21 protein-coding genes and 1 pseudogene are annotated in these 22,644 nt (G+C 71.2%); 9 read left to right on the top strand and 13 right to left on the bottom strand.

Annotated elements, in window-relative coordinates; genetic code table 11:
• The first annotated feature begins 38 nt into the window (after positions 1-38).
• The 5 genes from yidC to MYMAC_RS36445 all read left to right on the top strand — a co-directional run bounded on the left by yidC (position 39) and on the right by MYMAC_RS36445 (position 5,168).
• Positions 39-1,853 carry a membrane protein insertase YidC gene (gene yidC / locus MYMAC_RS36465; protein WP_095961417.1) on the top strand — a complete coding sequence of 605 codons (1,815 nt, stop codon included), beginning with the start codon at positions 39-41 and terminating at the stop codon, positions 1,851-1,853.
• Positions 1,850-2,629: a KH domain-containing protein gene (locus MYMAC_RS36460; protein ID WP_095961416.1), complete on the top strand. Its 780-nt coding sequence runs from the start codon at positions 1,850-1,852 to the stop codon at positions 2,627-2,629. Before yidC ends, MYMAC_RS36460 begins: the two co-directional genes overlap by 4 nt.
• Before the next feature lie 48 nt (positions 2,630-2,677).
• Positions 2,678-2,905: a hypothetical protein gene (locus MYMAC_RS36455; protein ID WP_013936846.1), complete on the top strand. Its 228-nt coding sequence runs from the start codon at positions 2,678-2,680 to the stop codon at positions 2,903-2,905.
• A gap of 72 nt (positions 2,906-2,977) precedes the next feature.
• Positions 2,978-4,486 carry a tRNA modification GTPase gene (locus MYMAC_RS36450; RefSeq protein ID WP_095961415.1) on the top strand — a complete coding sequence of 503 codons (1,509 nt, stop codon included), beginning with the start codon at positions 2,978-2,980 and terminating at the stop codon, positions 4,484-4,486.
• 76 nt (positions 4,487-4,562) lie between these two features.
• On the top strand, positions 4,563-5,168 hold the full coding sequence (locus tag MYMAC_RS36445) for a Uma2 family endonuclease (protein ID WP_013936848.1): 606 nt from the start codon (positions 4,563-4,565) through the stop codon (positions 5,166-5,168).
• 19 nt (positions 5,169-5,187) lie between these two features.
• Here MYMAC_RS36445 and MYMAC_RS36440 read toward each other — a convergent pair whose 3' ends face one another.
• From MYMAC_RS36440 to MYMAC_RS36420, 5 genes are all read right to left on the bottom strand, one after another.
• Positions 5,188-5,574 carry a DoxX family protein gene (locus MYMAC_RS36440; RefSeq protein WP_013936849.1) on the bottom strand — a complete coding sequence of 129 codons (387 nt, stop codon included), beginning with the start codon at positions 5,572-5,574 and terminating at the stop codon, positions 5,188-5,190.
• A 16-nt stretch (positions 5,575-5,590) separates the two neighbouring features.
• Entirely contained in the window at positions 5,591-6,061 is a 471-nt protein-coding gene (locus tag MYMAC_RS36435; protein WP_013936850.1) for an SRPBCC family protein, read from the bottom strand.
• Positions 6,058-6,381: an ArsR/SmtB family transcription factor gene (locus tag MYMAC_RS36430; protein ID WP_275663371.1), complete on the bottom strand. Its 324-nt coding sequence runs from the start codon at positions 6,379-6,381 to the stop codon at positions 6,058-6,060. The genes MYMAC_RS36435 and MYMAC_RS36430 overlap by 4 nt, the downstream gene beginning before the upstream one ends.
• 38 nt (positions 6,382-6,419) lie before the next feature.
• Positions 6,420-6,866, bottom strand: coding sequence for a pyridoxamine 5'-phosphate oxidase family protein (locus MYMAC_RS36425; RefSeq protein ID WP_239989234.1), 447 nt, complete (start codon positions 6,864-6,866; stop codon positions 6,420-6,422).
• 156 nt (positions 6,867-7,022) lie between these two features.
• Positions 7,023-8,234 (bottom strand): GspE/PulE/PilB domain-containing protein, encoded by a 1,212-nt coding sequence (locus MYMAC_RS36420; RefSeq protein ID WP_095961812.1) that lies wholly within the window; start codon positions 8,232-8,234, stop codon positions 7,023-7,025.
• Positions 8,235-8,529: 295 nt separating this feature from the next.
• On the opposite strand from MYMAC_RS36420, the gene MYMAC_RS36415 reads away from it, so the two are divergent.
• On the top strand, positions 8,530-9,123 hold the full coding sequence (locus MYMAC_RS36415; RefSeq protein ID WP_013936854.1) for a cysteine dioxygenase: 594 nt from the start codon (positions 8,530-8,532) through the stop codon (positions 9,121-9,123).
• 75 nt (positions 9,124-9,198) lie between these two features.
• Here MYMAC_RS36415 and sppA read toward each other — a convergent pair whose 3' ends face one another.
• Complete coding sequence (gene sppA / locus MYMAC_RS36410) at positions 9,199-10,992, bottom strand: signal peptide peptidase SppA (RefSeq protein ID WP_095961414.1); 1,794 nt, start codon at positions 10,990-10,992, stop codon at positions 9,199-9,201.
• A gap of 344 nt (positions 10,993-11,336) precedes the next feature.
• Between sppA and MYMAC_RS36405 the strand changes: the two genes are divergently transcribed.
• Positions 11,337-14,153 (top strand): M16 family metallopeptidase, encoded by a 2,817-nt coding sequence (locus MYMAC_RS36405; RefSeq protein WP_239989233.1) that lies wholly within the window; start codon positions 11,337-11,339, stop codon positions 14,151-14,153.
• Between the two features lie 89 nt (positions 14,154-14,242).
• Here the strand turns inward: MYMAC_RS36405 and MYMAC_RS36400 are convergent, their stop codons facing one another.
• Both MYMAC_RS36400 and MYMAC_RS36395 read right to left on the bottom strand, forming a co-directional pair.
• A complete protein-coding gene (locus MYMAC_RS36400; RefSeq protein WP_095961412.1) occupies positions 14,243-14,542 on the bottom strand; it encodes a hypothetical protein in 300 nt (99 codons plus the stop codon).
• Between the two features lie 97 nt (positions 14,543-14,639).
• Entirely contained in the window at positions 14,640-15,419 is a 780-nt protein-coding gene (locus tag MYMAC_RS36395; protein WP_095961411.1) for an alpha/beta fold hydrolase, read from the bottom strand.
• A gap of 197 nt (positions 15,420-15,616) precedes the next feature.
• On the opposite strand from MYMAC_RS36395, the gene MYMAC_RS38505 reads away from it, so the two are divergent.
• Positions 15,617-15,979: a transposase gene (locus tag MYMAC_RS38505; RefSeq protein WP_275663370.1), complete on the top strand. Its 363-nt coding sequence runs from the start codon at positions 15,617-15,619 to the stop codon at positions 15,977-15,979.
• On the opposite strand, the gene MYMAC_RS36385 is transcribed toward MYMAC_RS38505, so the two are convergent.
• The 5 genes and pseudogenes from MYMAC_RS36385 to MYMAC_RS36365 all read right to left on the bottom strand — a co-directional run bounded on the left by MYMAC_RS36385 (position 15,936) and on the right by MYMAC_RS36365 (position 20,000).
• Positions 15,936-16,259, bottom strand: coding sequence for a TIGR02996 domain-containing protein (locus tag MYMAC_RS36385; RefSeq protein ID WP_013936858.1), 324 nt, complete (start codon positions 16,257-16,259; stop codon positions 15,936-15,938). The genes MYMAC_RS38505 and MYMAC_RS36385 overlap by 44 nt on opposite strands.
• Before the next feature lie 9 nt (positions 16,260-16,268).
• Entirely contained in the window at positions 16,269-16,685 is a 417-nt protein-coding gene (locus MYMAC_RS36380; RefSeq protein WP_095961409.1) for a hypothetical protein, read from the bottom strand.
• A gap of 181 nt (positions 16,686-16,866) precedes the next feature.
• Positions 16,867-17,151 carry a hypothetical protein gene (locus tag MYMAC_RS36375; protein ID WP_095961408.1) on the bottom strand — a complete coding sequence of 95 codons (285 nt, stop codon included), beginning with the start codon at positions 17,149-17,151 and terminating at the stop codon, positions 16,867-16,869.
• 70 nt (positions 17,152-17,221) lie between these two features.
• Positions 17,222-17,431: pseudogene (locus tag MYMAC_RS36370) on the bottom strand (transposase); the annotation flags it as partial.
• Between the two features lie 1,321 nt (positions 17,432-18,752).
• Positions 18,753-20,000 carry a multidrug effflux MFS transporter gene (locus MYMAC_RS36365; protein ID WP_043709789.1) on the bottom strand — a complete coding sequence of 416 codons (1,248 nt, stop codon included), beginning with the start codon at positions 19,998-20,000 and terminating at the stop codon, positions 18,753-18,755.
• A 757-nt stretch (positions 20,001-20,757) separates the two neighbouring features.
• Here MYMAC_RS36365 and mnmG point away from each other — a divergent pair.
• Positions 20,758-22,605, top strand: a complete 1,848-nt coding sequence (gene mnmG / locus MYMAC_RS36360) for a tRNA uridine-5-carboxymethylaminomethyl(34) synthesis enzyme MnmG (protein ID WP_095961406.1) — start codon at positions 20,758-20,760, stop codon at positions 22,603-22,605.
• Positions 22,606-22,644 lie beyond the last annotated feature (39 nt).

Below are 22,644 nucleotides of genomic sequence, written 5' to 3'. Positions count from 1 at the left end.
ACCCATTGCCGCCCTCTCCCTCGTGGAGGGGGGAGTCTATGAACGATCCGCTCTCGCCCCAGTCGAACGATTCGCAGAAGCGACTGCTGGCGGCCCTGGCCCTCTCGTTCGCGGCCACTGCCGTCTACACCTTCTTCTTCGCTCCCACCCCTCCCCCGCCCGGCTCGGAAGTCCCCGACGCGGGCGTGGTCGCCACCGCGACGCCCGACGCCGGCACCACGCCGCCCGCCGTGCAGCCCCCCGAGGGCGGCACCGGGACGGGCACCACCGCGGAGGCCCCGCCGCCTCCGACGCGCAAGGTGGAGCTGCTCCGCGACGAGTCCGTCTACACCTTCTCCTCCGAGGGCGCCGGCCTCACCGCCGCCGTGCTCAAGGGCGCGAAGATGCGGGAGCAGCAGGAGCTCACCGTCGCCCAGGGCTTCCAGAAGCTGTTCGGCAAGGAGATTCCCCCCGCGCCGCAGATGGACCTGGCGCGCCCCACCCCGGGCCAGCCGCTGCCGCTGGCCGTCTCCATCACCGGCGCCAGCCCGCTGCCCGCGGACCTGAACTACGCCCTGGATGAGGGCGCCCCCGGCACCGCGGACGGCGTCACCTTCACCGGCCGCCGCGGCCCCTGGGAGGTCGTGAAGCGCATCAAGTGGCCCCAGGACGGCTTCGAGCTCTCCTACACCCTCGAGGTGCGCAACACCTCCGGCCAGCCGCAGAGCGGCGAGCTGCAGGTGCACCACAACCGCGCCATCGACCCGAACTTCGAGCACGCGCCGTCCTTCTTCGGCGGCGTGGGCAACCTGAGCCGCTCCGCCTGCTGGGTGGGGGACGAGCTCCAGAAGATGAGCCCGGGCGACGACGCCCCGGACGCCGAGGACGCCCGCGGCCAGGTGCAGTTCTTCGGCATCGACCAGCAGTACTTCCTGTCCGCGCTCTACCCGCTGGAGGGGCCGCGCCCCGGCTCGTGCGCCTTCGAGGCCACGCCCACCCTGCGCAAGGTGACGGCGTCCTTCCCCATCTCCGCCGCCCCGGGCGAGACGGTGACGCTGCGCTTCGGCGGCTACTTCGGCCCCAAGGACCCGGACCTGCTGGCGCTGGTGCCCGGCGCCTCGCTGCGCACCTCCGCCGGCCTGACGGACGCCACGTTCCACCCGCCGCTGGCGGAGACGGTGGACTTCGGCATCTGGGCCGTCATCTGCAAAATCCTCCTCGCGGTGATGAAGTTCTTCCACGGCCTCACCGGCAACTGGGGCGTGGCCATCATCCTGCTCACCGTCGTGGTGAAGCTGGTGCTGCTGCCCCTCACCTACCGCTCCATGGTCAGCATGGAAGAGGTGAAGAAGCTCCAGCCGCGCATGGAGGAGATTCGCAAGAAGCACGCGGACAACCGCGAGCAGCAGAACCTCGAAATCATGAAGCTGTACCAGGAGGCCAAGGTGAACCCGCTGGGCGGGTGTCTCCCCCTCCTCATCCAGATGCCGGTGTGGATTGCCTTGTTCACCGCGCTGCGAAACAGCTTCGACATCTACGGCGAGCCCTTCATCGGGCCCATCTGGCGTGACCTGACCTACAAGGACCCCACGTACCTGTTGCCGCTGGCGCTGGGCGTGTCCATGGTCATCACCCAGAAGATGCAGCCGCAGATGATGGATGCGACCCAGGCGAAAATCATGACCTGGTTCCTGCCCATCATCTTTACGCTGACGCTGCTCCAGTACCCGGCGGGCCTTTCGCTCTACATCTTCACGAACAACATCCTCTCCATCGCGCAGCAGTACGGCCTGCGGAAGTGGCTGGACCGGAACAAGCCCGAGGCGGGCGGTGGGACGCCGGCGGTGGCCGGTGCGGGAGGCAAACGCAAGTGAGCGAGCAGGTTCCCCAGCAGACGCCGTCCACGCCGGCCTCGGGCGCTTCGTCCGAGGAGCTCCGCGGCCGCGTGGAGAAGCTCCTCGGTGACATCCTCGGGCTGATGGGCTTCCCGGCGCGCCTGGACATGAAGGATGCCGCCGACGGCAGCCTGTCCGTGGCGCTCCACTTCGAGCCCGCGCCGCCCCCCGGCGTGGAGGTGGGACGGCGCAGCCAGGTGGTGGACTCGCTCCAGTTCCTGCTGAACAAGATGCTGCACCGCCCCGGCGCCGAGCGGCGCTGGGTGATGCTGGGGGCCGGTGTGCACCCGGAGCCCCGGCAGCGCCGTGAGCCGCAGCAGGCCGCGGCGGCGCAGGGGGCTGCTCCGGCCGCCGCGCCCGCTCCCTCCGCGCCTCGTGCCGCGGCGGCGGCGGCGCCTGCTCCGGCGAAGGGAGGCCAGCGGGGTGCGCAGGCCCCCGCCGCCAAGGCCGCCCCCGCCAGCAAGGGCGAGGCGGACGAGCGCTCGGTGACGGTGGAGGAGGATGCCGCGCTGAAGGCGGCGGTCCGCCAGCTCGCGGAGAAGTCGGGCGGCCTGGGCCGCTTCTACGCGATTGCCGCCATGAAGCTTGAAGACCGCGCGCGCGTCCTCACGTCAGTAGAAGGAGTGGGTGGCGTGAAGGTGTCGGCGGAGGGCGAGGGCCGTAACCGCCGCGTGGTGTTCACTCCGGACAAGCCCGCCCCGCTCCCAAAGCGGAGCATGCTGCCGGACGACGACGAGGACGACTTCGACGCGTGAGCCGCCGGGCGCGCCGCGCGCGCCGGAGCTCCCGAAGCGAGACGAGGGATGGGCAAGGCGAAAGCTCTCAAGGACAAGCTGTATGGCGCGGCGGTGCTCAAGATGAGCTTCCGCCTCCGCGGGGACGAGGAGTCCCCCGCGTTCCGCTTCGTCTACCCGGGCGTCCTGCGGGATTTGGAGCTCGAGGACGAGGCGGTGGAGCGCTACATCGAGGAGAACCGCGAGGCCGTGGAGAAGGCCGCCCGCGGCTCCACGCCGCCCATGGGCACCCGCTGACGCAGCGGGGCCCTCGCGGTCCAGGTTCCAGGTGGCTTCGCGCCACCGGCCGCGTATGACGTCTCCCTCCGTATGACGTCTTCTTCCATGACCATCGCCGCCCTGGCCACCGCGCCCGCCGCGGGAGCCGTGGGCATCCTCCGGCTGTCGGGCCCTGACGCGCTGGAGGTGGGCCGGCTGCTGGCCCCGGGCGTGCCCGCGCGGCCCACGCCGCGCCACGCGTACCTCGCGTCCTTCGTGGACGCGGAGGGGCGCGCGCTCGATGAGGGCCTGTTCCTCTACTTCCGGGGGCCGCGGTCCTTCACGGGGGAGGACGTGGTGGAGCTGCAGGCGCACGGCAGTCCGCGGCTCCTGCGGCTGCTGCTGGCGCGGGCGTTGGAGGACGCGCGCGTGCGCCATGCGGCGCCGGGTGAGTTCACCCGCCGGGCCTTCCTCAACGGGCGCCTGGATTTGACGCGCGCGGAGGCGGTGGCGGACCTGGTGGCCGCGGACTCGGAGGCCGCGGTGCGGGCTGCGGCGGCGGGGCTCTCCGGGGTGCTCGCCTCGCGGGTGCAGGCGCTGGAGGCGCCGCTGCGCGCGCTGCACGCGGACATGGAGGGCGTGCTCAGCTTCCCCGACGAGGCGGAGGGCGCCGACGAGGACGTGGGCCCGCGTGTCACCGCGCTGCGCGCCCAGGCGGAGGCGCTGCTGGCCGAGGCGGGCCGGGGCCGGCTGGTGCGCCGGGGGGCTCGCGTGGCGCTGTTCGGTCCCGTCAACGCGGGCAAGTCCACGCTGTTCAACCGGCTGGTGGGCGAGGCCCGCGCGCTGGTGGATGACGAGCCCGGCACCACGCGGGATGCCCTGGAGGCCCGCGTGGAGTGGGACGGGCTGGCGGTGACGCTCTTCGACACGGCGGGGCTGCGGGAGACGCCGGGGCGCGTGGAGGCGCTGGGCATCGCGCGCACGCGCGAGCTGCTCGCGGGCGTGGACCTGGCCGTGCTCGTGCTGCCGCCGGGCGTGACGCGGGCGGAGGCGGCGGCGTGGACGCGTGACGCGGGTGGCACGCCCGTGCTGGTGGTGGACGGCAAGTGCGACGTGGCGGATGCATCCGAGTCGCCGCGCCGGCGCGTGGGTGGCGGAGCCGTTGAAGGCGGCGCGGCGGATGCATCCGAGTCGCCGCGCCAGCGCGTGAGCGGCGGAAGCGCTGAAGGCGGCGCGGCTGACGCTTCCGAGTCGCCTCGCCAGCGCGTGAATGGCGGAGCCGTTGAAGGCGGCGCGGCGGATGCATCCGAGTCGCCGCGCCAGCGCGTGAGCGGCCTCACCGGTGAAGGTGTGGACGCGCTTCGGGACGACATGCTCGGGCGGCTGTGGGGCGGTGGCACGCCCTCCGCGGTGGCGCTCGTCTCCGAGCGTCACGCCGATGCCCTGCGTCGCGCGTCCGAGGCGCTGGGCCGCGCGGAGCGCGCCTCGCGCGTGTCCACCCTGGAAGTCGTCTCCGGGGAAGTGGGGCTCGCGTTGGAGTCGCTGGGCGAAGTGTCCGGTACCGTCGTTTCGGAGGCCCTGCTGGACGCAATCTTCCAGCGTTTCTGCATCGGGAAATGACGCCTTCCGCCGAGCGGAGGACGTGTCAGACGGCTCCCTAGAATGCCCGCCTCAACCGGTGATTCTCGGAGGCGCTGTGATTGAAGGCACCATCCCCCTGGCGAACCATTCGATGCTCTCGGCCCTGCCCTCGGGCTGGGTGGGGGAGATTCTGGACGAGGAGCTGGTCGCCTCGCCTCGTCCCACCGCCGCGCAGACGCGCGCGGCCTTCATGCTGGGCGTGGAGCTGGGAGAGCAGCTCGACAAGCGCCGTGGCGGCAGTGGCCGCTGGTGCTTCCTGCGCGCGCCCGAGCTGCACCTCGGCCACGACATGCTCGTGCCGGACATGGCCGGCTGGCGCCGTGAGCGCGTGGACGTCCCCTTCGAGCCGGACGTCCCCTTCCTCACGCTGGCGCCGGACTGGGTCTGCGAGGTGCTGACGCCCTCCACCGCCGCGCTGGACCGCGCGCGCAAGCTGCCGCTCTACGCGCGCGCGGGCGTGTCCCATGTGTGGCTGGTGGACCCCGCCGTGCGCACGCTGGAGGTGTACCAGCGCGTCAAGCGGGGCTGGCTGCTGACGGCCAGCTACGAGGACGATGCGCTGGTCCGCGCCGACCCCTTCTCGTCCTCGGTGCTGGAGCTGGGCTCGCTGTGGCTGCCGGAGGGCTCGGAGAAGCCCTCCCTGCTGGCGGCGGTCCCGTGATGGGCGCGGGCGCCGCCCGTCACGCGACGGCTGCCACCACCGGCTTGAGGACGTAGCGGCCGTACGCCACGAAGGCGAGCATCACGCCCATCACGAGCGACCAGAGCAGCGGGTTCTCGGGCGTCATCTTCGTCGAGTGGCGCGCGTACAGCACGGCGAGCGCGAACGTCTCGAACGTGAGCACCGCGGCCGCGTGCGCGGTGAGGCCGGGCATCCACTTGAACGCCGCCGGGACAATCAGCAGCACGCCGCCGGCCATCTCGAGGAAGCCGAGCGCCCGCCAGGCTCCGATGGGGACCTCGCTGAACTGGCCCGCGAGCTGCTGAAACGAGAACGCCTTGTACGAACCGCCCGCGAGGAACAGCAGCGCGAGGACGGCCTGAAGAATCCAGAAGACGATGTTCATGGGGGTGGCTCGGTGTTCAGCCCTCGAGGGGCGGGTTGTCGTTGGGGGGCGAAGGCCGCGTGGCGCCGTCCGACGCCTGCTTGAGCGTCTTGGCGAGCTTTCCGTGCATCAGCTTCCAGCCGTACTCGGCGCCGTGGAACGCCTGGTCCTCCTTGAAGCCGGAGTGCTCGAAGAGCACGCGCGTCCCATCGCCGTCGGCTTCGAGGCGGTAGCTGACGCGGGTATCCAGCCAGCCATCGTTCACGACCCACGTGAACTCCAGCTCGGACGGAGGCGCGCACCGGAGCACCTCGCAGTGCACGACGAGCCCATCGAACTTGCTCCGAGGGTCCGGCGGCACGCGGAACGTGAAGCGATGCCCCACGCGCGGCTCGAAGTCGTTTGGGTACATCCAGTCGGCGAGCGCCTCGCGGGTCGCGAGCGCGCGCCACACGGTGGCGGGGGGCTGGGTGAACTTCAGCTCCCGCCGGATGCTCTTGGTCGTCATTGCTGCTGGTCGCCTTTCTCCAGGTGCCGCCGCAGGCGGGCGAAGTTGTCGTCCCAGAACCGCTCGTAGTGAGCAATCCAGTCGCGTACCGGGGCCAGCTGCTCCGGCACGAGGCGGTAGCGCCGCTCCCTGCCGTGCCGCTGCTCGGTGACGAGGCCCGCATCGAGCAGCACGCGCAGGTGCTGGGACACTGCCGGGCGGCTCATCTCGAAGTTCTCGGCAATCGCATTCACCGGGCGGTCACCGTCGACCAGCAGGTCGAGCATGCGGCGCCGCGCTGGATGGCTGATTGCTCCGAACACCCCTGGCTCGGTGTGCATCATCGTGCGCGGATAATGCGTAAGTAAGTGCTTACGTGTCAAGCGGCAGGATGGAAGGGGTGTGGCGGGACGGCGGGTGGGTCAGTGCCCGTGGACAGCGCCCGCCCGGTCCGGCGCCTACGTCTCTCGAGCCCCCAGCGGCTCCGCGCCGCCGAACTCGGAGGCCAGCAGCCCGGTGTACCCGTCGCTCCCCGGCGCAGCACCTGGCCCCGCCCATAGAGGCGCAGAATCATGGGCGGCCCCTCGAAGGCGCAGAACATGAGGGTGAGGCGTCCGTCGGCGCGCAGGTGCGCGGCCGTCTCATTCCCGCTGCCGGTGAGGTCCAGGTAGACGACCTCGTTGGGGCCGAGCACGCGGAGCGAGTCGAGCCCCTTCGGTGAGAGGTTCACCCGGCCGGTGCTGGCGGCGGAGGCCGTGAAGAACATCCGCTGGCGCAGGATGAAGTCGCGGTGGATGGGCTCGAGGCGCGGGAATTGGGTGGCCATCGGTGCGGTCCCTCTCTCGCGAAGGGAGTCCCCTGCTCCCGGGCCGTGAATGGCCTTCCGCTGGCGGGTGAGCCACGGCCCTGCTGGTGGCAGCTCCCCGCGCGTCAGGGCCCAGGACCGCGGCTGCCGTGTCGTCCCTGATGGGCCGCGCGCGCCTCAGCTCGCGCGCTTGAGGTCCGCGTCGCCAGCGGGCCGGGCCAGCCGCCGCACCGCGCGCACCAGCAGATCCGGATCCACGGGCGCGGCGAGGAAGCCCCGGGCGCCCACCGCCTGGGCACGCGGCAGGTCCTGCTCCGGCGTCTTGCCGGCCACCAGCACGCGCGCGTGAACCTGCTGGCGCAGCGCCTCCATGGACGGCAGCGGCGCCACCACCACCTGCGCCTCGTTCGCCACGCGCAGCTCTTCCGTGCTCGCCACGCGCACGCTCAGGCCCGCATCCTCCAGCACGCGCACGATGCCCGCGCTGGCCTCCGCGCCCCAGCCATACACGAGCACCTGCGCCATGGGCACCGGCTGCGTGGCCGTGAGCACGGGCATCGTCGCGGGCGCGCTCTTCCGGGCGGCGAGGTGCACGGCCTGCGCGGAGAACATGCCCTTCGTGGGCGGCCGAGCCGCGCGCGCTGTCGACGCAGCCGGCATGGCGTGCGAGGCGCTCCCCTGCGCGGGGCGCGGGGCCGGCCGCGCCTCCGGCGCCGGCATGGCGCGGATGGCCTGCACCAGCCCCCGCATCCGCGAAGGCACCGCCTGCGGCTGGACGACGACCTCCTCCAGCGCGCCCAGCAGCGGCAGCCCGTCCTCACCGCCCGGCGCCTCCATGTTCGTCAGCTCCGCCATGCTGCCGCCGAGCACCATGGGCATGCGCTCGTCCGCCTCCGGCAACGAGAAGCCCTCCATGCCGAACCGCCTGGGCGCCGCCTCACCCGTCTCCCCCCGGTAGAGCCGTCCAATGGCCTTCCGGATGGACGCATCCGACGCCAGCTTCGCCACCACGCGCGGCTTGCCGGACACGCTCTTCACCGCGTCCAGGGACGCCAGGCTGGCCGGGGCGGCGATGGCCACCACCAGCACCGAGTCCCGCCCCCCCTGCCCTTCCAGCTTCAGCGGCACCACCCGGTGCGCCTCCGCCACGCGCTCCGGAATCAGCCACGTCAGGCGCGCGTCCGGCGGCTGGACGTCCAGGTCCACCGTCTGCATCCCGGCCTGGAACGCCAGGGCCTCCAGGACCTGCTGCGCGGTGCTGAAGCGCTGGTCCACCACCACCTGCCCCAACGGCACGCCCCACTTGCGCTGGTAGGCCAGCGCCGAGTGGAGCTGCAACGCATCCACCACACCCCGCTCCAACAGGATGTCACCCAGTCGCTTCTTCATCGCGTCCCCCCTCACGCCTTCCGCCCCGGCCGCCAGCCCCATGGGGCAGCCCGGGTCCGGGAAGGTCACAATGTCTTCTACGCTTCCATCCGCCGGGCAGCTTCCCGCCAGACGCCAGACGCTTCCGTCGCCGCGCCACGTGCAAGGTGAAGGCCGCGCACCATTCCCCGGCCCGAGCGCGGGCGTCCGGTACCCGATGGTGGACCTGTCCTCAAGGACGCCGCGCGGGGCCGGGCCGTCCTCCGCCCGACAACCCGGAAAGCACCGTGTCGGAGCCTTGCCTAGCTTGCCTTTCATGAGCGCCATGGGCCTGGGCGAATGGGTGGAGCTCCTTCGGGAGAAGGCGGCGGGCATGCCGAGTCTGGTGGGCGTGGGGGACGGCCTGGCGGGCCTGGTGCTGGAGCCGTCCAGCCTCCGGCCCTACCTGCACTTCCGGCGGAGGCGCTACACGCGCAACCTCGTCTACCGGGATGCCCGGCTGGAGGTGCTGCTGAACTGCTGGGACGCGGGCACCTGCTCGCCCATCCACGACCATGACGGGCAGGAGTGCTGGTTCAGCGTCCAGTCCGGAGCCTTCGTGATGGAGAACTACCCACTGGAAGCCGGGGGCCTGGGGCCGGGGCCGGCCCGGCTGGGGCCTCCCGTCATCGTGGGCCCGGTGGGCCCGGGCTCCGTCGACCGCCGCTGCCCGGAGGCCCCCATCCACCGCGTCACCGCGGCGGGAGGCCCCGCCATCTCCCTGCACGTCTACGCGGGGCCCGTGGAGCGGTGCCTCGTCTTCGACACGCGCCGGCACCGCTGCGTCTCCCGGGAGCTCCGCTACCACTCCCTGTTCGGCAGGCCGCTGCCCCCGCTTCCAGACGCGCCGTCGCCCCTGTCTCCGCGCTGAGCCTGGCCACCGGGCGCCGCCCGCGTGGCCCCCGGGGCGTCCCGGTGCCACGCGGACGCGTCCCGGTCGGACGCGCTACCAGCTCGCCTCGGGCAGCGGGGCGTAGAGCTCGCCGCGCGTGCCCTCGAAGAGGCCCATGCGCGCGCCCACGGCGTACACCTGGCGCACGCCCGCCACCAGGCCGTCCCACGGCGCCAGGACGCTGATGGAGGCGGCGTCGTCCTCGCTGTTGTCACCCCGCTGGCCCAGCAGCTCGGAGAGGACCGCGGACGCGGGCTTCTTGCGCGGGTACACCTCCACGTTGACGCGGGCGTCGGCCGGCAGCTTCGCGGCCTCCTTCGCCAGCGCGAGCGCCTTCGAGTAGCCGCCCAGCGCGTCCACCAGCCCGTTCGCCAGGGCATCCTCACCCGTCCACACGCGGCCCTTGGCCAGCGCCTGCACCTGCTCCAGCGGGAGCTTCCGGGTGGCCGCCACGCGCGTCGTGAAGTCCGCGTAGATGCGGTCCAGCGTCGCCTCCATGCGGGCCGCCTGCTCCGGCGTGTAGTCCGCGTCCGAGCCGAACATCTCCGCGTTCTTCCCCGCGGACACGCTGTCGAAGTTCACGCCCAGCTTCTCCCAGAAGGCGGCCGTGACGAACTTGCCCGCGTACACGCCGATGCTGCCGGTGAGCGTGCCCGGCTGCGCCACGATGCGGTCCGCCTCCATGGCGGCGAAGTAGCCGCCGCTGGCGGCGTAGCTGCCCATGGTGACGATGACGGGCTTGCCCGCCTCCCGCGCGCGCTGCACCTCGCGGCGCACGGTGTCGCTGGCCACGTAGCTGCCGCCCGGGCTGTCCACGCGGAAGACAATGGCCTTCACCCGCGCGTCCTCGGTGGCCTTGCGCAGCGCCGCGGCGACGCTCTCCGCGCCCATGCCCTGCCCGCCCGACAGCGGGTTGGACTGGCTCTTCCCGCGCATCACCTCGCCCACGCCGTACACCAGGGCGATGGTGTCCCCGCCGGCCGCGTACGGCCGCCCGGCGCGCTCCAGGTACTTCTTCACGTAGAGGAATCGCGCGCCCTCGCCGGCCTGCGCCTCCAGCCCGCCGAGCACCTCGTCCCGGTAGCGCAGGCCCGTCACCAGCTTCGCCTCCAGCGCCTCGCTGGCCATCAGCGGCGCCTTGTCCACCAGCCCGCGCACGACTTCTTCCGTCAGCCCGCGGTCCTCGGCGATGCCCTTCACAATCTGGCCGAAGAGGCTGTTCGTGAAGCGCTCGGTGGCCTCGCGGTGCGGCGCGGTGTAGTCCTGCTCCGTGTAGCTGTTGACGGCGTTCTTGTACTCGTGGCGAGCGAAGTAGCGCGGCGTCACGCCCAGCTTGTCGAAGGCGGCGCGCGCGAAGGGCAGCTCGAAGGCGAGCCCGTTGATGTTCACGTCACCCGACGGCTGCAGGTAGATTTCATCGAAGGCGGACGCCAGGTAGTAGGCCAGCGTGCTGTTGCCCAGCTCCCCGAAGGTGTCCGAGTAGGCCACCGCCTTCTTGCCCTTGGCGCGGAAGGCCTTCACCGCGTCGCGCAGCTCCTGCGCGGCGGCCGGCGTCCCCGGGTGGCCGATGCGGACCAGCAGCGCCTTCACGCGCGCGTCCTCCCCGGCCTTCTCCAGCGCCTCCACCACGTCACGCACCGTGGTGGGCTCCTCGCCAAAGGCCCCCATCAGCGAGTCCCCTGCCCCGTGCTCCGGCAGCGGGTTCTCCAGGTCCAGCTCCAGCACGAGGTTGGAGGGCACGCCCGGCTTGCTCGCGGACGCGAGCAGCATCAGGCCCACGAGGCCCACCACGAAGAGGACAGACAGCGCGCCCACGAAGGCCAGCGCGCCGATGAGAAATCGTTTCATCCGAAGGGACTCCTGGTGCCCGGAGAGACAGGGGGCGGCCCTGGCGAGAGGTCCTTACTACTAACGCGCCTCGCCGACGATGCTTGCGGCATCCCCCCGTTTTCCCTGCGCGCGCCTCTGTCCGCGCGCGGACGGGGCGGGGCTGGCCACCCCTTGTCCTCGCCGGGCGGCGGAGCGGGCGCGCGGGGAGCGCCGCCGTCCCTCTCACGGAACGCCGCGGCGCGGCGGACCCGCCGTGGACGTCCCAGCGACGCCGGGTTGCTCGGAGTGCCACCGTTCGGGATGGCCCGAGCGACAACTCGGGTTAGAAGCCGGTGCATTCACAGACGACCCGCGAGGACCGCATGAAGCGACGTACCCCGCTCTCCCTGATGGCGGCCCTGATGATGGTGGCCGGCACCCCGGTGTGGGCCCAGTCACCCTCCCCCGCCCCCAAGGCCGCTGTCACGCAGAGCAAGGCGAAGGGCCGGACGCTCGCCCCGGTGGCGAGCGTGGAGGGCATCTCCGAGTACCGCCTGCCCAACGGCCTGAAGGTGCTCCTCTTCCCCGACCCCACCAAGCCCACGGTGACGGTCAACGTGACGTACTTCGTGGGCAGCAAGCATGAGGGCTACGGCGAGACGGGCATGGCCCACCTGCTGGAGCACCTGATGTTCAAGGGCACGCCCACCACGCGCAACGTGCCCCAGGCGCTCACCGAGCGCGGCGCCCGGCCCAACGGCACCACCTGGCTGGACCGCACCAACTACTACGAGACGCTGCCGGCCACCGACGCCAACCTCCGCTGGGCCCTGTCCTTCGAAGCCGACCGCATGGTCAACAGCTTCATCGCGAAGAAGGACCTCGACAGCGAGATGACCGTCGTCCGCAACGAGTTCGAGTCCGGTGAGAACGACCCGCGCGGCATCCTCTTCGAGCGCGTGATGAGCGCCGCGTACATCTGGCACAGCTACGGCAAGGCCACCATCGGCGCGCGCTCGGATTTGGAGAACGTGCCCATCGACCGGCTCCAGGCCTTCTACAAGAAGTACTACCGGCCGGATAACGCCATGCTGGTGGTGGCGGGCCGCTTCGACGAGGCCAAGGCCCTGAAGATGATTCAGGACACCTTCGGCAAGCTGAAGAAGCCTGGCATCCCCCTGCCCGCCACGTACACCGCCGAGCCCACGCAGGACGGCGAGCGCGAGGTGCAGCTTCGCCGCGTGGGTGACACCGCGCTGCTCACCAGCCTGTACCACGTGCCCGAGGGCGCCCACGCCGACTTCGCGGCCATCGACGTGTTGACGCTGGTCATGGGCAACAACCCGTCCGGCCGCCTCTACAAGTCGATGGTGGAGACGAAGAAGGCCGCGCGCGTGGGGGCGTCCAACCTCCAGCTCCGCGACCCGGGCGTCATCGTCTTCAACGCGGAGATGCGCGACGACCAGCCAGTGGCCGCCGCCCGCGAGGCGCTGCTGAAGACGGTGGAGGAGGCCTCCCGCACGCCCTTCACCGAGGAAGAGGTCAACCGCGCCAAGGCCACGTTGTCCAAGTACATCGACCTGACCCTCAACAACTCGGAGCGCGTGGCCATCAACCTGTCGGAGTGGGAGGCCACCGGCGACTGGCGCCTGCTCTTCCTGCACCGCGACCGCATCGAGGCGGTGACGCCCGCGGACGTGACGCGCGTGGCGGCCGCCTACCTCAAGCCCTCCAACCGGACGCTGGGCACCTTCTTCCCCACCCCGAAGCCGGACCGCGCGGAGCTGCCGGCGCCGGTGAACGTGGCGAAGCTGGTGGACGGCTACAAGGGCCGTGAGGCCGTGGCGCAGGGCGAGGCCTTCGACCCGTCCCCGGCGAACATCGAGTCGCGCGTGCAGCGCGGCGTCCTGCCGGGCGGGGTGAAGTATGCGGTGCTGCCGAAGCAGACGCGCGGCGACATGGTGAACGTGGCCCTCACCCTGCGCTGGGGCACCGAGGCCGCGCTGCAGGGCAAGTCGGACGCGGCGCAGTACGCCGGGCGCATGCTGATGCGCGGCACGAAGAAGCGCTCGCGGCAGCAGCTCCAGGACGCGTTCGACAGGCTGAAGGCCCGGGTGGGCGTGGACGGCGGCAGCACCGGCGCCTCCGCCTCCATCGAGTGCCCGCGCGAGAGCCTGCCGGAGGTCCTCAAGCTGGTGGCCGAGGTGCTGCGAGAGCCCGCCTTCGACGAGAAGGAGTTCGCCCTGCTGAAGCAGGAGCGGCTGGCGGCGCTGGAGTCCGAGCGCAGCGAGCCGCAGACGCTGGGCAACATCGCCTTCTGGCGCTCGCTGTCGGGCCACTACCCCAAGGGCCACCCCTACTACGTGGCCACGCTGGACGAGCGCATCGCCGGGGTGAAGGGCACCACGCTGGAGCAGGCGCGCGCCTTCCACAAGGCCTTCTACGGCGCGTCCAACGGCGAGCTCGCGGTGGTGGGTGACTTCGAGCCCAAGGCCATCGTCGCGCTCGCCGGCACCCTGCTGGGTGACTGGAAGAGCCCCGCGAAGTACCAGCGCGTGCCGCAGGTGTTCGGCGGCGGCGAGCCCGCGTCCGTCGCGCTGGAGACGCCGGACAAGGCCAACGCGTTCTACATGGCGGGCCAGTCGCTGAAGCTGCGCAGGGATGACGCGGACTGGCCGGCGCTGACGCTGGGCAACTTCGTGCTGGGCGGCGGCTTCCTCAACTCGCGGCTGGCCACGCGCATCCGTCAGCAGGACGGCCTCTCCTACGGCGTGGCCAGCAGCCTGGACGCGAGCGACGTCGACGAGGTGGGCACCTTCCTGACGTACGCCATCTACGCGCCGGAGAACGCGGCCCGGCTGGAGACGGCCATGCGCGAGGAGGTCACGCGCGCGGTGCAGAAGGGCTACTCGGCGGAGGAGCTGCAGAAGGCGCGGAGCGGCCTGCTGGAGTACCGGCAGTCGGCGCGGGCGCAGGACGGCAGCCTGGCGCGGCAGCTCGCCAGCTACCTGTTCCTGGACCGCACGCTGGCCTTCGACGCGGCGCTGGAGCAGAAGCTGGCCCAGCTCAAGCCGGAGGACGTGCGCAAGGCCATGGCGCGGCACCTGGACTGGACGAAGGCGACGCAGGTGCGCGCGGGTGACTTCGCCACCGCGCAGAAGAAGGGCTCGGCGCCCGCGAAGGTCCCCGCCGCGCCGTGACGCGGCGGTAGCGAGTCCCGATGTGACGCGAAGCCCCGCGGTGCCCCAGTGGCGCCGCGGGGCTTTTGCTTGAGTGAAACGGAATGGCTTCAGCGCTTGCTTCGCACTGCTTGCCGGAGCGCGCGGAAGAGGCCGCCCAGCGTGCCGGGCTGGCTGTCATCCGGAGGGACGGCGCCGGTCTCCAGCACGGCGATGTGGGCACGCAGTTGCTCGAACTGTGCATCCCGGATGGCCGGCTCGGTGGCCCTGACGTCCGCGTCCGAGAAGAAGTGCCAGAGAGAATGAGGGATGCCGAGGAGTTGCTCAGAGACCTTGATGCGGTCCTGGACCTTTTGCGCCTCGTCGTACCACAGGGTCTGCTCTGCCTTTGTCTGGGCAGGCAGTTCCATGAGACGTCGAAGGTCCTGAGCCAGCTCACGTGGGCCATAGGGAGGTGGGGATGATGGGGGCATGAGCGGCAATCCAATGTGTGACGCCCCTCCCCGCTCAACGCGGCGGCAGCGTGGCGAGGAATGCATCCAGCGCGGCGTTGAAGCGCGCGGGTTCATCCATCATCAGCCAATGGCTGACACCTGAGAACACGGTGTGCGGCGTGCCCGGGTACAGCAGGTGGTAGGCATGGGGCTGGATGAAGGCGTCCACGACCAACGTATGGAACGGGCCCTTGTAACGCTCCATGACGCGGTCCGAATTGAACGTGAGCATGCTCTCCATCGCGCCGACGACCACCTCGCGCGGCGTGGTGTGCAGCCAGCGCATCACGGATTCGCGTGTGTGGGGCTTCGCGTTCTGGAGGGGCGGCGTGAACCATGCGTCCATGAAGGCGCGGTAGGACTCGGGGCGTGTGCCCTCGTGGAAGCCTCGGAGTTGCTCGGGCGCAAGCGGTGGCATCGTCCCCGCGGCATCCACGATGACGAGCCCGGCGAGCCGTTCCGGCCAGCGACGGGCGTACTCCGCCGTGACGTAGCCGCCGAAGCTGTGGCCCACCAGGACGAAGCGCTCCAGGTCCATGGCGGTGGCCACCGCGTGGAGGTCATGGGCCATGTCCTCGGCGCCGTAGCGTTCCTGGGGGTCGAGCGCCGAGTCGCCCATGCCGCGCAGGTCGAACGACACGGAGCGCTGCTTCAGGTGCGCCTGCTGCGCGGTCCACTGCTCACGACGGCCCGCGTTGCTGTGGACGAAGACGACCGGGAGTCCGCCGGTCCCGGTCTCGGTGACAGCGAGTGAGCCCGCGGGGCCTTGGACGGTACGGGTGGTGGAGGTCATGGCATGCGAGACAGTGCCACGGATTCCCGGGCTGGGGGTGCCGGGGGCCCTCCCCTGCCCCTTCGGGTGTTGGATTCAATGGATGGAACGTTCATTCCAAGCAGCGCCGGCCACCCCACCCTGAGAGTTGCTTTCAAGAATAGCCCCGTAGGTGCGCCAGGATGCGTCCGCTTCCTGGCGTAAACACCTTCGGGGGAATGAGGCGTGAGCTGGTGCCTGATGCCCTCCGGAAACGGATAGCCCCACTGCTACTACGTCGTCGCCACGCCCCCAGGAGAGGGCGGGCCAGGTGCGATGACCGGGCGGCGCTGCGCGCCATCAGGTTCGTGCTCAAGACTGGCATCGCCTGGGAGGACCTGCAGGCCGAGGTTTTCGGCGTGAGTGGCATCACCTGCTGGCGTCGGCTGGACGCGTGCCGGGGTTCGAGTGTCATCCAGGTCCAGCACTTTGATCGCGAGCCAGCCGGTGGTGGTGAGCGCACGCGACCCCCATCGCCCATGTTGTTGGAGTCCAGGCTCAGCGAGATGAGAGCCGTGAGCCCTCGGGCTCGGGCCGGGTGACGGCCTCGATAAAGCCTCGCCGGAAGTCTCCGGCCTGCCTTGGATTGAGTCCCAGCTCGGCGCGCCACGCGCGGCGTGCTGGTGCTCCAACGCCCAAGCCCGGGCCTTCAGCGCGTCGTGGCGGGGACGCGGGCTCGGCGGCCAGGGCTACCTGCACGGCGATGAACTCGCCCCGAGGGTCGCCCTGCTGTTGAAGGTGGTCGGCGTAGACCAACCTGGGCGCGTCCTCCTCGGGCTGGGCGACCACCGCGGCGAGGAGCTGCTGGGTGAGCTCGTCCATCACTGGGCGTCACCTGCGCGAAGCCAGGATGCCGTCCTGCTTCGCCATCGCGGTGAACAGGCGTGAGTACACCGTGCGGACCTCGTCATGGAGGCCGCTCCGCGCGTCCTCCTGCTCCTCGTCCGGGAAGAGGGCGTCGAGCTCCTCCTGGACGCCGCCGCCGATGTACATGTCCCAGATGTTGTCGAAGGTCTCGCTCACGTCCGCTCCCGGCGTGCCGTAGAGCAAGCGGCCAGACTCGACGCGCTCCCGGAGTTCGGAGATGGCTTCGGCCATGTTGCCCTTCTCATTACGGGTGAGGGCGGTGAGCAGGGCCTTGCGCTGCTTCGGGTCGAGCTTCGCCAGCCGGAGCTGGCCCTCCAGGAGTGCGTCGGTGAGCAGCGAGGCGCGCCTGGCTGTGCGCTTCGTCGACGTGCGAGTGGCCATGGCGTAAGGCTACCGCGTGGCCGGGGCCCGGTCGCAAACGCGCGAGGGGCTGACGTCCAATCTTCGCCCCCGGATGTCAGCGGGCCCCCGACCTCGTGATGTCTTCATCGATGCGCTTCGCGGCGCTGGCGGTGGTGGGCTTCCATGCACGTGAGGGTGGGCACCTGGCCGGGCTCGACGCCTACCTGGGCTCCGTGCTGCACCGGGGGGACGCGGGCGCCACGGGGTTCTTTGCCATCAGTGGCTTCGTCATCGCGGAGAGCATGGCGCATGCGCGCGTGACGGCGGGCGACGTGGGACGCTTCCTCGCTCGCCGCTCGGCGCGGATGGACCCCGCGTTCTGGGCCTCGCTGGCGCTCACCGTGGGCGAGGGCTTCCTCTCGGTGCGCTTCGTGCCGGGCAAGACGTACGTGCCGCCCACGGGGTGGGTGCGTGAGGACGCGCAGTTGAACGTGGCGGCGGCCACGGGTGCCCTGCTGCTCACGGGGCGGCTGGAGACGTGGCTGTCGTGGCGCGGGCTGCAGGGGCTACGCGTCCAGCCGACGCCAGCAGGTGATGCCGCTCACGCCGAAAACCTCGGCCCGCAGGTCCTCCCAGGCAATGCCAGTCTTGAGCACGAACATGATGCCGCGCAGCGCCGCCCGGTCATCACACCTGGCCCGCCCTCTCGTGGGGGCATGGCGACGGCGCGGTCGCAGTGGGGCCATCCGCTTCCAGCGGGCATCAGGCACCAGCTCACGCCACATGCCCCCGAAGGTGTTCACGCCAGGGAGCGGACGCATCCTGGCGCACCTACGGGGCTATTTTTGAAAGGAACTCTTAGTCAGGCGCAGCGGAAGGAACGTTCATTCCAGGTAGAGGCGCTCACACTGCTCGCCGCCAGGCACGGTGGAGGGAACGTTCATTCCAAGCAGGCTCGGTCACATTAGGTCGCTGTTGCCGCTCGCGGTCGGCGGCCACTCAGTCCAGGTAGCGGCGGCCACCCTGCCCCGAGTCAGCGCGGTGGAAGGAACGTTCCTTCCAAGTTGCGCCGGGTGCTCCCCCGCCGCCAAGCACGGTGGAGGGAACGTTCATTCCAGGCAGCGGCGACCACCCTGCCCACCGTCAGGCGTTTGCGGGCGGATTTTTCATTCCATGTAAGCTCCGTCACCGTAGTTGCTGCCGATTGTGGTGGACGGAACGCTCCTTCCACGGAGAGCCAGCCACTCCGCCTGCCAACGCGCACGTTGGAATGAGCGCTCCTTCCACGGAGAGCCGGCCACTCCGCCCGCCACCGCGCGCCGTGGAATGAACGTTCCTTCCAGGCGGAGCCGGCCACCGCCACCGCGCGCGGTGGAATGAACGTTCCTTCCAGGCAGAGCCGGCCATCCTGCCCACAGTCAGGTGCGGTGTGGAATGAACGTTCCTTCCAGGCAGAGCCGGTCACCCCGCCCGCCGTCATGGGCGGTGGAATGAACGTTCCTTCCAGGCAGAGCCGGTCACCCCGCCCGCCGTCATGGGCGGTGGAATGAACGTGCCTTTCAGGCAAAGCCGGTCACCCCGCCCGCCGTCATGGGCGGTGGAATGAACGTGCCTTCCAGGCAAAGCCGGTCACCCTGCCCGCCGTCATGCGCGGTGGAATGAACGTTCCTTCCAGGCAGAGGTGGCCACCTGCCCGGGGTCAGCGCAGTGGACGGAACGTTCCTTCCAGGCAGAGGTGGCCACCTGCCCGGGGTCAGCGCAGTGGACGGAACGTTCCTTCCAATCAACGCCGGTGACTCCACCCGCCGCCGAGCGCCGTGGATGGAACGTTCCTTCCAAGCAGCGTCGGTGACTCCACCCGCCGCCGAGCGCCGTGGACGGAACGTTCATTCCAAGCAGCGTCGGTGACTCCGCCCGCCGCCGAGCGCCGTGGACGGAGCGTTCCTTCCAAGCAGCGTCGGTGACTCCACCCGCCGCCGAGCGCGGTGGACGGAACGTTCATTCCAACCTGGTCGCGTGAGCCGCGGCGACCATCGGGAGCGATGCGCACCGCTCCCGAGTCAGTCATGGCCCGGGAGCCCTGCCCCGAGCTATGCCCCCCAACGCTCAGGCCGCGCCCTGCCCTGACGCCACGCCTTCCAGTTCCCCTGCCCGCTGCTCCCGCGTGCGCGCCCGGAGCCCGAAGAACGCGGCCAGCCACGCGAGCAGCGCCATGGCGGCCATGACACCGGCCATGGGCATCGCGGTGCCATTGTTGAACGTGCTCACCGCCCACGACGCCCCCGCCGCCGCCGTGAACTGGAGCGCGCCCAGCGCGGCCGACGCCATGCCCGCGCGCGCCGCGTGCCGCTCCAGCGCAATCGCCGCCGCGTTCGGCCCCACCAGCCCCATGGCCGACACGAAGAAGAACAGCGACACAGCGATGCCCCACAGCCCCATGAAGCCCGTCCACGCCACCGCCAGCACCGCCACCGCCGCGATGACACACAGACTCAACGCCAGACGCAGCAGCCGGTGCAGCGGCAGGTGCGTCACCAGCTTGCGGTTGAGCTGCGCCACCGCAATCAACCCCATCGCATTGATGCCGAAGAACCAGCCGAAGTGCTCCTCCGGAACGCCAAACAAGGAGATGAACACGAACGGCGAGCCCGCGATGTATGCGAACAGGCCCGCCTGCGCGAAGCCTCCAGCCAGCGCGGGGCCCACGAAGTCCGGGTCCTTCATCAAGGCGCCCAGCCGGGAGAGCATCGTCTGCGAGGCCTCATGCGGCGGCGCCGTCTCCGGCAGCGCCTTCAACACGAGCGCCAGCGCCACCGCGCCCACCACCGCCAGCACCACGAAGATGGCCCGCCATCCCAGGGACTGAAGCACCAGCCCGCCCAGCAGCGGCGCGAGGATGGGCGCCACGCCCATGACCAGCATCAGCCGGGACATGGTCCGCGCGGCGTTGGCGCCCGACCACAAGTCCCGCACCACCGCGCGCGGCACCACCAGGGCGACCGAGCCACCCAGCGCCTGCACGAAGCGCATGGCCACCAGCGCGGCGGCCGACGGCGCCAGCGCGCAGCCCAGCGAACCCAGCACATACAAAACCAGGCCCGCGTAGAGCGGACGCGTCCGGCCGAAGCGGTCGATGAGCGGCCCGGTGAAGAGCTGCCCCAGCGCCAGCCCCGCGAAGCACGACGCGAGCGTGAGCTGGATGGCCGGCGCGCTGGACTGGAGGTCCTCCGCGATGCGCGGCAGCGCCGGCAGATACATGTCGATGGAGAGCGGCGCGAACGCGGTCAGCGTCCCCAGCAGCAGCTCGAGGCCGAGCGTGCCCTGCACAGCGGGTCTGGTCGAAGGCGTGGTCATGGACTCCCTGGGCCGAGGAGGGCCGAGCCCCGGCGAATAACCGGCGCTCGACCTCCGCACCGTGAATCCGCGGCGCATCCAGAAGCACGATTGCTGGAAGGGAACGCCAATGCTGTACCCACACCCCAAGCGGCGGCCCCTGGGCATCCGCCCGCATGTCAGACCCCCGGGTTATTCCTTTTCCCGTCGCGCACACGAAGGTGTCGGGCCCTGGTGGCCCGAGTCGATGTCGCCGTTGCGCCCTCACCGCACGGAGCGAGTCCACCCAGCCGTGTAAGCGACACCCATTCCCCCGCGCGCGGCGCTGCCATGCCGCCCGCGCGCGGGGGAAAAGCGTGGTGCCCTGGCCATGGGGGCTGGGGGCCGCGCCAGCGTGGGGCGGGCCTTCGGGTCCGTTGAGCGGGAGCGGTGCCGTCATCCCGGGGGGGCGGGCGGCGCCATTCCTTTCTCCCCACGCGACAACCTGGTTTTTGCCGCCCGGGACGGGGGGCGCGCTCAGGCTCGCGGGCCTGGCTCGACCTTCCGCCGGGTGGCCGGTGCGCGCGAGGCAGGCAGCGCCTCAACCCCTCCCACTGGCTGCCTCGCGCGCTTCCGTAAATTCTCGAACGAGGGCAGGGCAGGGCGCTCGCTTCGCCGGGTGCCCGCCCGTCCTCGGGGCCTTTGCTTGCCAAGGGCCCGGGATGGGCGTCATACGAAGGCGCGAAACGGTGGCAGGGGCAGGTCAGCCTGCCCATGTCGCCCGCGACCTTCGTGAGACATGGGACTCCGGTACGACGTCATCGTGGTGGGGCTGGGCCATGCGGGCTGCGAGGCGGCGCTCGCCTGCGCGCGGATGGGATTGGCCACGTTGGGCCTGACGCTGAAGCGCGAGCGCTCGGCGGTGATGAGCTGCAACCCGGCGGTGGGCGGCACGGCCAAGGGCCACCTGGTGCGTGAGTTGGACGCGCTGGGCGGCGAGATGGGGCGCGCGGCCGACAAGGCGGGCACGCACTTCAAGACGCTGAACGCCTCCAAGGGCCCCGCGGTGCAGGCCTCCCGGCTGCTCTGCGACCGTGACGCCTACGCGGTGGGCATGCAGGAGGTGCTCTTCTCCCAGCCGGACCTCACGGTGCGCGAGGGCGAGGTCGCCGCGCTGGTGGCGGGCGGCGGCCGGGTGGAGGGCGTGGTGCTGAAGGACGGCACGCAGGTGGCGGCCTCCGCGGTGCTGCTCACCACGGGCACCTTCCTCCAGGCGCTGATGCACGTGGGCGAGCAGAAGGAGGTCGGCGGTCGTCTGGGCGACGAGGCGGCGCGCGGCCTGTCGGAGTCGCTGCGCGCGCTGGGCTTCACGCTGGGCCGCTTCAAGACGGGCACGCCGGCGCGGCTGGCGCGCGCGAGCATCGACTGGGACGCGCTGGAGCCGCAGCCGGGAGACACGCGGGCGCGGCCCTTCTCCTGGCGCACCAAGGTGGAAGGGGAGGGCGGCATGCCGTTCCCCCGTCAGCCCTCGGTGATGTGCGCGCTCACGGAGACGACGCCGCGCACGCACGCGGTGCTGCGGGAGAACCTGCACCGCTCGCCGCTGTTCCAGGGGGACATCGTCGGCCGGGGGCCGCGCTACTGCCCGTCGCTGGAGGACAAGGTGGTGCGCTTCGCCTCGCGTGAGCGGCACCAGGTCTTCCTGGAGCCCGAGGGGCCCACCTCGCCGCTGGTGTACCCGGCGGGCCTGTCCACCAGCCTGCCCGCGGACGTGCAGCTCGACTTCCTGCGCACGATTCCAGGCCTGGAGCAGGTGGAGGTGGTCCGCTTCGGCTACGCGGTGGAGTACGACTACGCGCCGCCCACGCAGCTCAAGGCCACGCTGGAGACGAAGGCCATCGCCGGCCTGTACTTCGCGGGGCAGCTCAACGGCACCTCGGGCTACGAGGAGGCCGCCTTCCAGGGCCTGTGGGCCGGCATCAACGCCGCGCTCCAGGTGAAGGGCGAGCCGCCGCTCCTGCCCGGCCGCGACGAGGCCCACGGCGCGGTGCTGGTGGATGACCTGGTGACCAAGGGCGTGGACGAGCCGTTCCGCATGTTCACCAGCCGCTCCGAGCACCGCCTGAAGCTGCGCGAGGGCAACGCGGACCTGCGCCTGGCTCGGCATGGGCACCGCGTGGGGCTGCTCCCGCGCGAGGCCTTGGAGCGAGCGGAGGCGAGGGGCCGCGCGGTGACGGAGGAGGTGGCGCGGCTGAAGCGCACCGGGCTGGCGGTGAAGCTGCGGCGGCCGGAGATGACGTACGCGCAGCTCGGCGAGGGCCGCGAGGACTGGCCGGCGCTGTCCCCCGACGTCGCCGAGGAGGTGGAGGTCGAGGTGAAGTACGAGGGCTACGTGGCCCAGGCCGCCAGGGCCGCGGCGCGCGAGGCCGAGTCCACGGACCGCTGGCGGATTCCGGAGGGCTACCGCTTCAATGAGGTGCGGGGGCTGAGCGCGGAGGCGGTGGAGAAGCTGACCGCGCATCGGCCGGGGACGGTGGGGCAGGCCCGCCGGATTCCAGGGCTGACGCCCGCCGCGGTGTCGCTGCTGCTGGTGGCGCTCAAGCGCGGAACCGGGGCGCCCTCAGTCTGCTCGCAGCCCGAGGACTGATCAAATATGGGGCTGTGGACAAGGTGTGGGAAACTCTGG

Origin of the sequence: Corallococcus macrosporus DSM 14697 (assembly GCF_002305895.1) — a bacterium.
Lineage (GTDB): Bacteria > Myxococcota > Myxococcia > Myxococcales > Myxococcaceae > Myxococcus > Myxococcus macrosporus.
The sequence above is the reverse complement of the archived record's forward strand: the minus strand, read 5'-3'. Positions and strand labels throughout refer to the sequence as shown.